11 protein-coding genes are annotated in these 12,299 nt (G+C 71.5%); 7 read left to right on the top strand and 4 right to left on the bottom strand.

Translation table 11 applies throughout. The features are described 5' to 3' along the window. The first annotated feature begins 28 nt into the window (after positions 1-28). Both trpS and ACFVTC_RS27935 read left to right on the top strand, forming a co-directional pair. Positions 29-1,042 (top strand): tryptophan--tRNA ligase, encoded by a 1,014-nt coding sequence (trpS, locus tag ACFVTC_RS27930; protein ID WP_390131263.1) that lies wholly within the window; start codon positions 29-31, stop codon positions 1,040-1,042. A 162-nt stretch (positions 1,043-1,204) separates the two neighbouring features. Next, complete coding sequence (locus ACFVTC_RS27935; protein WP_390131264.1) at positions 1,205-1,786, top strand: 2'-5' RNA ligase family protein; 582 nt, start codon at positions 1,205-1,207, stop codon at positions 1,784-1,786. Positions 1,787-1,793: 7 nt separating this feature from the next. On the opposite strand, the gene ACFVTC_RS27940 is transcribed toward ACFVTC_RS27935, so the two are convergent. Continuing rightward, a complete protein-coding gene (locus tag ACFVTC_RS27940) occupies positions 1,794-2,549 on the bottom strand; it encodes a decaprenylphospho-beta-D-erythro-pentofuranosid-2-ulose 2-reductase (RefSeq protein ID WP_390131265.1) in 756 nt (251 codons plus the stop codon). A 42-nt stretch (positions 2,550-2,591) separates the two neighbouring features. Further along, on the bottom strand, positions 2,592-4,022 hold the full coding sequence (locus ACFVTC_RS27945) for an FAD-binding protein (RefSeq protein ID WP_390131266.1): 1,431 nt from the start codon (positions 4,020-4,022) through the stop codon (positions 2,592-2,594). Between the two features lie 142 nt (positions 4,023-4,164). On the opposite strand from ACFVTC_RS27945, the gene ACFVTC_RS27950 reads away from it, so the two are divergent. From ACFVTC_RS27950 to ACFVTC_RS27960, 3 genes are all read left to right on the top strand, one after another. After that, complete coding sequence (locus ACFVTC_RS27950) at positions 4,165-4,671, top strand: phosphatase PAP2 family protein (RefSeq protein ID WP_390131267.1); 507 nt, start codon at positions 4,165-4,167, stop codon at positions 4,669-4,671. Continuing rightward, positions 4,664-5,605: a decaprenyl-phosphate phosphoribosyltransferase gene (locus ACFVTC_RS27955; RefSeq protein ID WP_390131268.1), complete on the top strand. Its 942-nt coding sequence runs from the start codon at positions 4,664-4,666 to the stop codon at positions 5,603-5,605. The genes ACFVTC_RS27950 and ACFVTC_RS27955 overlap by 8 nt, the downstream gene beginning before the upstream one ends. A gap of 210 nt (positions 5,606-5,815) precedes the next feature. Then, positions 5,816-6,802 (top strand): YihY/virulence factor BrkB family protein, encoded by a 987-nt coding sequence (locus tag ACFVTC_RS27960; protein ID WP_390131269.1) that lies wholly within the window; start codon positions 5,816-5,818, stop codon positions 6,800-6,802. On the opposite strand, the gene ACFVTC_RS27965 is transcribed toward ACFVTC_RS27960, so the two are convergent. Next, positions 6,756-8,051, bottom strand: a complete 1,296-nt coding sequence (locus tag ACFVTC_RS27965; RefSeq protein ID WP_390131270.1) for a D-alanyl-D-alanine carboxypeptidase family protein — start codon at positions 8,049-8,051, stop codon at positions 6,756-6,758. The genes ACFVTC_RS27960 and ACFVTC_RS27965 overlap by 47 nt on opposite strands. 91 nt (positions 8,052-8,142) lie before the next feature. On the opposite strand from ACFVTC_RS27965, the gene ACFVTC_RS27970 reads away from it, so the two are divergent. Then, complete coding sequence (locus ACFVTC_RS27970; protein ID WP_168529830.1) at positions 8,143-8,385, top strand: SCO4848 family membrane protein; 243 nt, start codon at positions 8,143-8,145, stop codon at positions 8,383-8,385. Positions 8,386-8,404: 19 nt separating this feature from the next. Next, positions 8,405-9,703 (top strand): metallophosphoesterase, encoded by a 1,299-nt coding sequence (locus tag ACFVTC_RS27975; protein ID WP_390131271.1) that lies wholly within the window; start codon positions 8,405-8,407, stop codon positions 9,701-9,703. A 43-nt stretch (positions 9,704-9,746) separates the two neighbouring features. Here ACFVTC_RS27975 and ACFVTC_RS27980 read toward each other — a convergent pair whose 3' ends face one another. Continuing rightward, positions 9,747-12,167 (bottom strand): sulfatase-like hydrolase/transferase, encoded by a 2,421-nt coding sequence (locus ACFVTC_RS27980; RefSeq protein ID WP_390131272.1) that lies wholly within the window; start codon positions 12,165-12,167, stop codon positions 9,747-9,749. Positions 12,168-12,299: the final 132 nt, after the last annotated feature.

A 12,299-nucleotide genomic window follows, 5' to 3' on the forward strand; every position in this document is an offset into this window, starting at 1 on the left:
GGCGCCGACACCTGAGAGAATGGTGGGCATGGCCTCTGATCGTCCCCGCGTGCTCTCCGGAATCCAGCCCACGGCAGGCTCGTTCCACCTCGGCAACTACCTCGGCGCCGTGCGCCAGTGGGTGGCCCTGCAGGAGTCCCACGACGCGTTCTACATGGTCGTCGACCTGCACGCGATCACCGTTCCGCAGGAGCCGGCGGACCTGCGCGCCAACACCCGGCTCGCCACCGCCCAGCTGCTGGCCGCGGGCCTCGACCCGGAGCGGTGCACGCTCTTCGTCCAGAGCCACGTCCCCGAGCACGCCCAGCTGGCCTGGATCATGAACTGCCTCACCGGTTTCGGCGAGGCGTCCCGCATGACCCAGTTCAAGGACAAGTCCGCCCGGCAGGGTTCCGACCGCGCCTCCGTCGGCCTCTTCACGTACCCGATCCTCCAGGTCGCGGACATCCTGCTGTACCAGGCCAACGAGGTCCCGGTGGGTGAGGACCAGCGTCAGCACATCGAGCTGACCCGCGATCTCGCCGAGCGTTTCAACGGCCGCTTCGGCGAGACCTTCACGGTCCCGAAGCCGTACATCCTCAAGGAGACGGCGAAGATCTTCGATCTTCAGGACCCGTCGATCAAGATGAGCAAGTCGGCCTCCACGCCCAAGGGCCTCATCAACCTCCTCGACGACCCCAAGGCGACCGCCAAGAAGGTCAAGAGCGCGGTCACCGACACGGACACCGTCATCAGGTACGACACCGAGCTGAAGCCGGGTGTCAGCAATCTGCTGACCATCTACTCGACCCTCACCTCGACCGGTGTCACGGAACTCGAGGAGAAGTACGCGGGCAAGGGCTACGGTGCGCTGAAGACGGACCTCGCCGAGGTCATGGTCGATTTCGTGACGCCGTTCCGGGAGCGCACCCAGCAGTATCTGGACGACCCGGAGACGCTCGACTCGATCCTGGCCAAGGGGGCCGAGAAGGCCCGCGCGGTCGCCGGGGAGACGCTCGCGCAGGCGTACGAGCGGGTGGGTTTCCTGCCCGCCAAGCACTGAGAGCGCCCGCGCGACACCGTTCGACAGTCCGTACGAGACGAGAGCAACACCGGTACGACGGCCGGTATCGGGCCCTATCGCCGTACAGTCGACAGGACCCGATACCGGTAGTCGTTCCTGCGTGCGGGAACACCGGACATCGACACAACGACAGGAGACGACGTGGGGACCGTAACGATCGGAGTGTCGATCGCGGTCCCGGAGCCTCACGGCAGCCTGCTCCAGGAGCGGCGCGCGGGCTTCGGCGACCCCGCGGCTTGTGGCATTCCCACACACGTCACCCTGCTGCCTCCGACGGAGGTGGACGCCTCGGCGCTGCCGGCGGTCGAGACGCACCTCCTGGAGGTCGCGGCCGCCGGGCGCCCCTTCCCGATGCGACTGCGCGGCACGGGCACCTTCCGGCCGCTGTCGCCCGTCGTCTACGTCCGGGTGGTGGAGGGCGCCGAGGCCTGCACCTGGCTGCAGAAGCAGGTCAGGGACGCCTCGGGGCCGGTGGCCCGCGAACTCCACTTCCCGTACCACCCGCACGTCACCGTGGCGCACGCCATCGACGACGCGGCCATGGACCGGGCCTACGAGGAGCTCGCCGGGTACGAGGCCCAGTGGCCGTGCACCGGCTTCGCCCTCTACGAGCAGGGCACCGACAGCGTCTGGCGCAAGCTGCGCGAGTACGCGTTCGGCGGTGCTGTCGTCCCGCCGCAGGCCTGCGCGCCCGCGGACCAGGACACCACGCTGACGGCCTAGGGCGCGGTCAGATCGGCAGCCGCCGGAACACCGCTCGCGGCAGGTGCCGCAGCGCCGACATCACCGGACGCAGCGCCCCCGGCACCCACACCGTCTCCGAGCGCCGGCGCAGCCCCACCTCGATGGCCGTCGCGACCGCCTCCGGAGTGGTCGACAGGGGGACGTCGTCGAGGCCGGCCGTCATCTTCGTGCGGACGAAGCCGGGGCGTACGACCATCACGTGTACGCCGGTGCCGTAGAGCGCGTCGCCCAGGCCCTGGGTGAAGGCGTCCAGGCCCGCCTTGCTGGACCCGTAGATGAAGTTGGAGCGGCGGGCCCGCTCGCCCGCGACCGAGGAGAGCACCACCAGCGAGCCGTGCCCCTGCGTCTGGAGGGAGCGGGCGCACACCAGTGCGGCGGACACCGCGCCCGTGTAGTTGGTCTGCGCGATCCGTGCCGCGGCCAGCGGCTCCCGCTCGTCGCGCGCCTGGTCGCCGAGGACCCCGAAGGCGAGCAGCACCATGTCGAGGTCGCCCTCGGCGAAGACCTTGCCGAGCACCGCCTCGTGGGACTCGCAGTCGAGTGCGTCGAAGGCGACGGTACGGACGTCGGCGCCGAGTCCGCGCAGGTGCTCGGCGTCCTGTTCCAGGGCCGCCGAGGGCCGTCCCGCGAGCCACACCGTGTGGGTGCGGCGCGCGATCAGACGGCGTGCGGTGGCGAGCGCGATCTCGGACGTGCCGCCGAGGATCAGCAGGGACTGGGGGGCACCGAAGGCGTCCTTCATGTCAGCTCCTAGTGGGTGGGGCGTGGGGCGACGTGCCGTTGCTCAGAGTCCGAGCCGGCGGGACAGGTCCGAGGTGAACACGCCGCCGGGGTCCAACTCCGCGCGCAGCCGCCGGAACTCGGCCAGCCGCGGGTACATCAGGCCGAGCAGTTCGGGCCGCAGCCGTGCGTCCTTGGCGAGGTAGACGCGCCCGTCCGCCCCGGCCACCTCCTCGTCCAGTTCGTCGAGAAAGGTGCCGAGGCCGGGCAGGTCCGCCGGGATGTCCAGGGCGAGGGTCCAGCCGGGCATCGGGAAGGACAGCCAGCCGGGGTCGGCCGTTCCGAAGCGTTTGAGGACGGCGAGGAAGGAGGGACAGCCGCGCTCCGAGACGCGCCGCACGATCCGGCGCAGGGTCTCCTCCCGGCCGTGTCCGACGACGAACTGGTACTGAACGAAACCGGCGCGCCCGTAGATCCGGTTCCAGTGCGGCACCCCGTCGAGCGGGTGGAAGAAGGCCGGGATCGTCTGCAGTTCACCGGTGCGCGCGCGGGGCGCCCTGCGGTACCAGAGCTCGTTGAAGAGGCCGACCGTGGTCCGGCCGAGCAGTGCCCGCGGCACCAAGGCGGGCGCGGCCGGAATCCGTCCGGGGCGGAAGGCGAGGGGCTGTCGGCGCGCGCGGGCGGGCAGGGTGTCGAGGGGTGCGTGCTCGCCCCGCGTCAGCACCGCGCGTCCCGTCGACCGGCCGCGCGCGAGCAGGTCGATCCAGGCGACCGAGTAGCGGTAGCGGTGGTCGGCGGCGGTGAGGCGGGCCATCAGGTCGTCCAGGTCCGTCGCGCGTTCGGTGTCGACGGACATCAGCGAGGTCTCCACGGGCAGGAGCCGGACGGTCGCCGACAGGATCACGCCGGTCAGGCCCATCCCGCCGGTGGTGGCGTCGAAGAGGGCGCTGCCGCGTTCCACGGTGCGGATCCCGCCGTCCGCCGTCAGCAGCTCGAAGGAGAGCACATGGCGGGAGAACGAGCCCGCGCCGTGGTGGTTCTTGCCGTGGATGTCCGCGCCGATAGCCCCGCCGACCGTCACATAGCGGGTGCCGGGCGTGACCGGTACGAACCAGCCGAGCGGGAGCAGGACCTCCATCAGCCGGTGCAGGCTCACCCCGGCGTCGCACAGCACGGTGCCGCAGACGGCGTCGACTGTGTGGACGCGGTCCAGGCCCGTCATGTCGAGCACGGCCCCGCCCGCGTTCTGTGCGGCATCGCCGTACGCCCGGCCGAGCCCCCGCGCGATGCCGCCGCGCGCCCCGCACATCCGGACCGCGGCCGCCGCCTCCGCGTGGCTGCGCGGGCGCGCGAGCCGCGCGGCGGTGGGGGCGGTGCGGCCCCAGCCCGTCACGGTGACGGTCTCGGCCGTGACGGGGACGGATACGCGCCGGGGGGCGGGAGGGGGAGGGGGGCCGGTGTCGGAGCCGGCGTCGGAGGCGGTGTCGGCAGGCATGACCGTGACCGTATCGCCGAAAAAGGGGCATAACACCCCGCTCTCACGGGTGCCAACCGCTCCTCACCGAAATGGGTGATTAATGAGATGTCATCACAGATTGCCGTAATTCTGTGGTCACTCTCTAGAAGAGTGGGATCACATGGACGACCTGGACGACATGGACCGCCGGCTGCTGTCGGCATTCCAGGCGTGCGGCACGGATCCACGGGTGGCGGCGGTCGCGCGCGCCCTGTCCTGGAGCGGGGAGCACGCGGCGCTGTGGCTGGCGGCCGGGCTCACGGGTGCGGCCGTCGACCGGGGGCGACGCGGCGCGTGGATGCGCGGCACCGCGCTCACCGGTACCGCCCACCTCGCCAGCATGGCCCTGAAGCGGATCGTGCGCCGTCCGCGCCCCGCGCATCCGGCACCCCTGGTCCGTACGGCCGGGCGTCACTCGTTCCCCAGCTCGCACGCGACCTCGGCGACGGCCGCCGCGGTCGTCTTCGGAGGGCTCGGTGCCCGGGTGGTGGTGCCGCTCGCCGCCGCCATGTGCGTCTCGCGGCTGGTGGTCGGCGTCCACTACCCCTCCGACGTCGTCGCGGGCGTGGTCCTCGGAGCCCTGACGGCCTGGCTGGGGGTCCAGGGGACGGAGACCGGCCATGGCTGAGCGCACGGTGCTCCTGGAGCACCGCGGCACCCCGCCCGTGCCCGCCCGCACCCGCAGCCTCGCGCTCGGCCTGCTGAAGACCGCCCGGCCTCGGCAGTGGGTGAAGAATCTGCTGGTGGCGGCGGCTCCGGCGGCCGCGGGCCAGCTCTTCTCCTGGTACGCGCTGACCCGACTCGCCCTCGTCCTCGTCCTGTTCACGGCCTGCGCCGCCGCCGTGTACCTGATCAACGACGCCCGGGACGCCGTCGCCGACCGCGCCCACCCGGTCAAACGCCACCGCCCGGTCGCCGCGGGCCAGGTCCCGGTACGGGTCGCCTACACGGCCGGCGGCGTCCTCGCCGTCCTCGCTCCCGCCCTCGCCGCCTGGCTGTCCTCCCCGGTCACCGCGGCACTGCTGACCGCCTACCTCGGCATGCAACTCGCCTACTGCGTCAGCCTCAAGCACGTCCTGGTCGTGGACCTCGTCGTCGTGACGACCGGATTCCTGATGCGGGCGATGATCGGGGGCCTCGCCCTCGGCATCCCGCTCTCGCGCTGGTTCCTGATCACCACGGGCTTCGGCGCGCTGTTCATGGTGTCGGCGAAACGGTACTCCGAGGCCGTCCAGATGGCCGGGAAGGCGGGGGTCACCCGCGCGCTGCTCACCGAGTACACCACCGGCTACCTGCGCTTCGTCTGGCAGCTCGCGGCCGGGGTCTCCGTCCTCGGCTACTGCCTGTGGGCCCTGGAGGACAGCGGCGTGCCCAGCACCGGTGTGCTGCCCTGGCGCCAGCTGTCGATGGTCGCCTTCATCCTGGCCGTCCTGCGGTACGCGGTCTTCGCCGACCGGGGCACCGCCGGTGAACCTGAGGACGTCGTCCTGCGGGACCGGCCGCTCGCCCTGATCGCCCTGGTGTGGCTCACGATGTACGCCCTCGCGATCGTGGACTGGTGAGTCCCGCCCAGCGCACCGCGGCACCCCGGCCGCTCAGCCGGGAACTTCGGGAACTTCTCGGCTTCGCCGACCTCGGCCTGCTCGCCGTCGGGTTCACCTCGGGGTGCGCCGACACCGTCTCCGGCACGGGACCGGCATGGCGTTCGCCACCGTCCCGCGATTTCGGGGTACCCGGACATTGGTTTTCCGAGGCGAGGGCAGATTCGGATCATGGACTGGCTGAGAAAGCTCCCGGGCGTGGGCCCTTTGGTCACCCGTCTGATGGCGACGCACGCATGGCGGTCGTACGAGCGGCTGGACCGGGTGAAGTGGACGCGGCTCGCCGCCGCGATGACCTTCGTCAGTTTCGTGGCGCTCTTCCCGCTGCTGACCGTCGCCGCCGCGGTCGGCGCCGCCACGCTCAGCGTCCGTCAGCAGAAGCAGCTCCAGGACAAGATCGCCGAGCAGGTGCCGGGGATCTCCGACCAACTGGACATCAACACGCTGGTGCAGAACGCGGGCACGATCGGTGTCATCGCGGGCGCCGTTCTCCTGCTGACCGGCATCGGCTGGGTGGGTCAGATGCGGGACTGTCTGCGCGCGGTCTGGGAGCTTCCGGACAGTGAGGAGAACCCGCTGCTGCGCAAGCTCGTGGACGGTGGCGTCCTCGTGGGGCTCGGCGGCGCGGTGCTCGTCACCATCGGCGCCTCCGCCGCCGCCTCCACGACGGTCGGCTGGACCGCCCGGCTGTTCGGCGTCGACCAGAACGGCTGGGGCGGGGGGCTGTTGCACGCCGCGGCGTTCGCGGTCGCCGTGCTCGCCGACTTCCTGCTGCTCCTGTACCTGCTGACCCTGCTGCCGGGCGTCCAGCCGTCGCGCCGCCGGCTCGTCGTCGCCGCCCTCATCGGCGCCGCGGGCTTCGAACTGCTCAAGCTGCTGCTCAGCAGTTATATGAGGGGCATCGCGTCGAAGAGCATGTACGGCGCGTTCGGGGTGCCCGTCGCGCTGCTCCTGTGGATCAACTTCACCGCGAAACTGCTGCTGTTCTGCGCGTCCTGGACGGCGACGGAGCACGAGGAACCGGAACCCGAGGACCCGGAGCGCGAGGACCCGGAGCCCGGGGACCCGGCGCCCGGGGCCGACGCGCCGGGCGGCCCCGGGTCCGGTGAGATCAGCGGCGCCGGCGCATCAGGTCCGGCAGCGGCCAGCGGCGGTTGACCAGGAAGGCACTGCCGGCCAGCAGCAGGAGGAGACCGCCGGCGACGGCCAGCGCGATCCCGGCCCCGCTCGAACCGTCCTTGGCCCCCGCGGAGGCGGCCACCGGAGCCGTCGACCCCTTGCCCGTGCCGGACGCGGCGGACGCGGTGGCGGAGGGGCCGCCCGACGGGTCCGAGCCGGCCTGCGTACTGGTGTCCGAGCTCCTCGGCGGTACCAGCTCACCCACCGGCGTGATCTTGTCCGCCGCCTTGAAGCCCCAGTCGAGCAGCTGCGCGGCCTCCCTGTAGACCTCGTTGTGCTCGTGCTTCTCCGGGTTCATCACGGTGACCAGCAGCACTTTGCCGTTCCGCTCGGCGACACCGGTGAAGGTCGCCCCCGCGTTGGTGGTGTTGCCGTTCTTCACGCCGGCGATGCCCTGGTACGTGGAGATGTCGCTGTCGCCGGTCAGCAGCCGGTTGGTGTTCTGGATCTCGAAGGACTCACGGCTCATCTTGCCCTTCTTGTCCTTCTTCGTCTCACCGGGGAACTTCGCCCGCACCGTCGAGCAGTACTCCCGGAAGTCCTTCTTCTGCAGCCCGGAGCGGGCGAACAGCGTCAGGTCGTACGCCGAGGACACCTGGCCCTTCTCGTCGTAGCCGTCGGGGGTGACCACATGCGTGTCCAGGGCCTGCAGATCGTCGGCGTGCGTCTGCATCGCCTTGACCGTCGGCGCGACGCCGCCGTTCATCGCGGACAGCACGTGCACGGCGTCGTTGCCCGAGCGCAGGAACACCCCGAGCCACAGGTCGTGCACCGTGTAGGTCTCGTTCTCCTTTATCCCCACCAGGCTGGAGCCCGCGCCGAGGTCCGCGAGGTCGGTGACGGCGACCTTGTGCCGCTCGGTCCGGGGGAACTTCGGCAGCAGCGTGTCGGCGAAGAGCATCTTGAGGGTGCTCGCCGGGGGCAGCCGCCAGTGCGCGTTGTGCGCGGCCAGTACCTCCCCTGACTCGGCGTCGGAGACGATCCAGGAGCGCGCGGTGACGTCCTTCGGCAGTACGGGGGCGCCGCTGCCCAGGTCTGCCTGGGTCCCGGGCAGACCGAGCCGTGCGCCGCCCACCGTCGACATGTCCGCCGGGGGAGTGGCGCTCGGCGTCGGTGACGGTGACGGCTTGCCGGCGGCCATGACCGGAGCGGCTGTCAGCGAAAGGGACAACAGGGTGGCGGATGTGACCAACAACGATCGCTTGATGGTCTTCTTGATGGCGGGCACGGTCGAGAAAGTACATGGCTCCGGCGGTGAAGTCCTCTCACCCTGCCCACCCCGGCGACGGGTGACGGCCGATGGCGGCGATACTGGACCCATGAAGCTCAGCCGCCCCGTCTCCTGGTTCCTGCTCGCCTTCGGGGTGTGGAGCTGGGTCATCTGGATCACTTTCGTCAAGAACCTGTGGAAGGACGGCAGCGGGCTCGCGTTCGACGACGCGGGGGATCCGACGGCGTACTTCTGGGTCCATCTGACGCTCGCCGTAGTCTCCTTTGTCCTGGGGACGGTCGTCGGGGCCATCGGGTTCCGTGGCCTGCGCGCCTTGCGACAGACCTCATAGCGACGGGAGACCCGGGGTCGTGGTCATCGTCTTCCTGCTGGTGGGCCTGGCGGCCCTGACCGCGTTCGCGGGCCTGCACCGGTACCTCTGGCGCCGTCTGGTGCGCGAGACGACGAACGGTCCGGGGCTCGCGCGCCGCGCGGGCACCGTGGTCTTCGTCGCCGGCCCCGTGCTCATGGTCGGCGCGGTCGCCGCGGAACGCGGGGGCGCCCCCTTCTGGCTCCAGCGGACGCTGGCCTGGCCCGGCTTCCTGTGGATGGCGCTGGCCCTCTACCTGCTGCTCGCGGTCGTGGCGGGAGAGGCCGTACGGCCCCTGGTGACGCGGCTCGCGCGGCGGCGGACCGCCGACGGGCCGGAGCCGTCGCCCGTCGCTGTGGGGGCCGCGACGGGACCCGCAGCGCCTCTCCGCCCGGCCACGGAGCCGGTCGTCCCGGCCGCTGCGGGCGAGACCGGCGCCGCCGCGCCGGCCGCCGCGCCCGGACAGCCCGACGCCCCGTCTCGGCGGCTCTTCGTGTCCCGGGCCGTCGGCGGGACCGCCGCCGCCGTCGCCGTGGGAACCGTCGGATACGGCACCTACGGCGTCCTGCGCGGGCCCCGCGTGAAGCGGGTGACCGTACCGCTGGCCAGACTGCCCCGGTCCGCACACGGCTTCCGGATCGCCGTCGTCAGTGACATCCACCTCGGGCCGGTCCTCGGCCGGGACTTCTGCCGGCGCGTCGTCGACACGATCAACTCGACGCAGCCCGACCTGATCGCCGTGGTGGGGGACCTGGTCGACGGCAGCGTGAAGAACCTGGGACCGGCCGCCGCGCCGCTCGCCGGGCTGCGGGCACGGCACGGCTCGTACTTCGTCACCGGCAACCACGAGTACTACTCGGGCGCCGCGCAGTGGGTCGCGGAAGTACGCGAACTGGGGCTGCGTCCGCTGGAGAACGCGCGGACGGAACTGGCCGGATTCGACCTCGCCGGGGTCAACGACGTGGCGGGTGAGAGCGAGGGACAGGGCCCCGACTTCGGCAGGGCACTGGACGGCAGGGACACCGCGCGGGCCGTGGTGCTGCTCGCGCACCAGCCGGTGCAGATCCACGACGCCGTACGCCACGGTGTCGACCTCCAGCTCTCCGGGCACACCCACGGGGGCCAGCTCTGGCCCGGGAACTACGTCGCCGAACTCGCCAACCCCACCGTCGCGGGCCTCGAGCGGTACGGCGACACGCAGTTGTACGTCTCCCGGGGCGCGGGAGCCTGGGGGCCGCCGACCCGGGTGGGCGCGCCGTCGGACATCACCATCGTGGAGCTGGCCTCCCGGCAGGCCTGAGCGACGGCGTTCCGGCCCCGGGTGACTCAGGGGGCCGGGTGACTCACGGTGCCGGCGTCGAGCCGTACGCCGTCATGAAGCGGTCGCGGAAGGAGCTCATCTTCCAGACCGGGGCGTTGTGCTCGGGCTGCAGACCGTCCGTCCACCCCCAGTCGGCGATCTTGTCCAGGACCTTCGGGTCCTTGGCGACGATCGAGACCGGGACGTCACGGCTGGCGTGGTTGCCGCTGACCCGGGCGATGGGCTGGTGGTCGCCGAGGAAGATCAGCACGGTGTTCTCGTTGCCGTACTCGACCAGGTAGTCGATCAGGCTCGACACCGAGTACTGGATGGACTTGCCGTACTCCTGCTTCGACTTGGTGGAGTCGGTGATGATGTCGGCGGGCTTCTTGCCGGCCTTCTCGATCGAGTCGTAGATCGAGCCGTCGCCGACCTGGTCCTGCGGGACCAGCTTGGGGATCGGCGCCCAGGGCTGGTGGCTGGAGGTCAGGATGATCTCCGACATCAGCGGCTTGTCGTGCTTCTTGCCGTGCACCAGGCGTTCGAACGCGGTCAGGGCGTACTGGTCGGGCATCGTCGACCAGCTGAACTTCGGGCCCTTGTACTCGAGTTTGTGGGAGTCGTAGACCTTGTCGAGGCCGTAGAACTTGGACTCGGGCCAGGCCTTCTGGACGCCCGGCATGACGCCCACCGTGTCCCAGCCGCCCGACTTCTTGAACGCCTTGGTGAGGGTCAGGTGGTCGCCGGCGGTGACCGTGCGGTACCGCTGCTGGTTGCTGATCCACAGGCCGGACAGGAACGTGGAGTGGCCGAGCCAGCTGCTTCCGCCGTACGTCGCGGAGGTCAGCCAGCCGCTCTTCGCCGCGAACCCGGCCTTGACGAGCTTCTGGTTCTCGGCCGTGAGGGTCGCGTCCACCCCCGGCGCCATGACCGGGTCCTCGATCGCGCTGCGGCCGTAGCTCTCGATGAAGGTGATCATCATGTCCTTGCCGCGCAGGTCCGTCAGGAGCTGGTCCGGCGGGGTGTTGCCGAAGGCGTCCTTCTTGGCGAACTTGGCGAACGCCGCCTCGTCCCGCAGGGTCGCCTGCACCCGCTCGGTGCGGTCCGCCACGGACTTGGCCGTGCGGTCGGAGGCGACGGGCACGCCGGTGACCTGCACGCCGAGCGCCGCGCAGGCGATCCAGACGGTGCCGAGCACCAGGGTCGAGCGGGTGGCGGTCGCGGTGTGCCGGGACATCAGGCCGGCGAGCCGGACGACCGCGAGCGACATGACGGCGAGCAGGACGATCACGAACAGCACGAGGGCCACGACGATACCGAGCGTGGCCTGCTTGCCCAGCGTGTCCTGGAGATAGGCACGCGCGTCGGCGAACAGCGACCAGTCGAGGACGAGGTTGAACCCCCGCCCCAGGTACTCGTTGAAGCCGATGTCGAGGAGGTTCAGGATGGTCAGCACGCCCAGGAGCAGGCCGCCGGCCGCCGCCACGACCACCCGGGGCCTGCGGGGCAGGACGATCAGCACGGCCGCGCCGAAGACGGCTTCCACCGGGATGCGCACGAACTCGCCGGGCCGGAAACCGGCGCTGCTGTTCGGCATGAGCAGCGCGAACAGCACGAGCACGGCGGCGAGCCCGGTGGTGGTCCAGGTCAGGGCCCGCGCGGCGACGGGGTGCTTCGCCCGCCACCCCCGCCACCGCCCTTTGACCGGCGCCGGGCCGGCGGCCACGTCGTCTCCGGGCACGGCGGGTCCTGCGGGCTCCGCGGCCCCGGTGGTTTCCGTGGGTTGGGCGGGCACAGCGGGTTCGGCGGCCGCGGCGGGCTCTGTGGCCCCGGTGGTTTCCGTGGGTTCGGCGGGCTTCGCGGCCCCGTTGGATTCCGCGGGTTCGGTGGCTTTCGCGGCCCCGGTGGTTTCCGTGGGTTGGGCGGGTTCGGCGGCTGTGGTGGGCTCTGTGGCCCCGGTGGTTTCCGTGGGTTCGGCGGGCTTCGCGGCCCCGTTGGATTCCGCGGGTTCGGTGGCTTTCGCGGCCCTGGTGGATTCCGCGGGTTCGGCGGCCGCGGCGGGCTCCTGGGAGTCGGGTGCGGCGGTCTCGGCGACATCGGAGGAGTCGGTGGGTTCGTCCGCCTCGGTGGGCGCGGCGAGCCCGGGGGAGCCGGTGGACGCGGTGCCCTTCGCGGGCTCGGGAGACTCCTCGGTGGGCTCGGTGGGCTCGGTGGGCTCGGTGGGCTCGGTGGGTTCGGCGGCCCCCGGGCGGGCGGCGGATCCGGTGGCCGTGGAGGAGTCGCCGGGCACGTCGGCTTCGGTGGGTCCGGCGGCCTCGGCGGGGCCGCCGGTCGTCGCGCGGGCGGCGGTCTCCGGGGTCTGCGGCTCGGCGGGCGCGTCCGGCGTCCGGGCTTCCCGCGGGCGCGCCTCGTCGGACGTCTCGTCCGTGTCCGGCAGCTGTCGAGAGCTCGTGTTGAACGACACCCGAAGGTCCTTCCGTGCGAAGCCCGGTGATGGCGCGGCGGACCAGGCCCTACAGGCCGGGCCACCTGCTTCTCTGTACGGCACCACGGCGGACCGTGTTCAATGCCCCAGGTCTGCTTATGTTCAAGGGCA

This window comes from Streptomyces sp. NPDC057950, assembly GCF_042887295.1.
Classification (GTDB): domain Bacteria; phylum Actinomycetota; class Actinomycetes; order Streptomycetales; family Streptomycetaceae; genus Streptomyces; species Streptomyces kaempferi.

Excerpts from the sequence above, each read along its gene's own strand:
- ACFVTC_RS27970 (WP_168529830.1), top strand. The coding sequence starts at position 8,143 with ATGAAGCTCAGCCGCCCCGTCTCCTGGTTCCTGCTCGCCTTCGGGGTG.
- ACFVTC_RS27955 (WP_390131268.1), top strand. The coding sequence starts at position 4,664 with ATGGCTGAGCGCACGGTGCTCCTGGAGCACCGCGGCACCCCGCCCGTG.
- ACFVTC_RS27950 (WP_390131267.1), top strand. The coding sequence starts at position 4,165 with ATGGACGACCTGGACGACATGGACCGCCGGCTGCTGTCGGCATTCCAG.
- ACFVTC_RS27940 (WP_390131265.1), bottom strand. The coding sequence starts at position 2,549 with ATGAAGGACGCCTTCGGTGCCCCCCAGTCCCTGCTGATCCTCGGCGGC.
- trpS (WP_390131263.1), top strand. The coding sequence starts at position 29 with ATGGCCTCTGATCGTCCCCGCGTGCTCTCCGGAATCCAGCCCACGGCA.
- ACFVTC_RS27960 (WP_390131269.1), top strand. The coding sequence starts at position 5,816 with ATGGACTGGCTGAGAAAGCTCCCGGGCGTGGGCCCTTTGGTCACCCGT.
- ACFVTC_RS27945 (WP_390131266.1), bottom strand. The coding sequence starts at position 4,022 with ATGCCTGCCGACACCGCCTCCGACGCCGGCTCCGACACCGGCCCCCCT.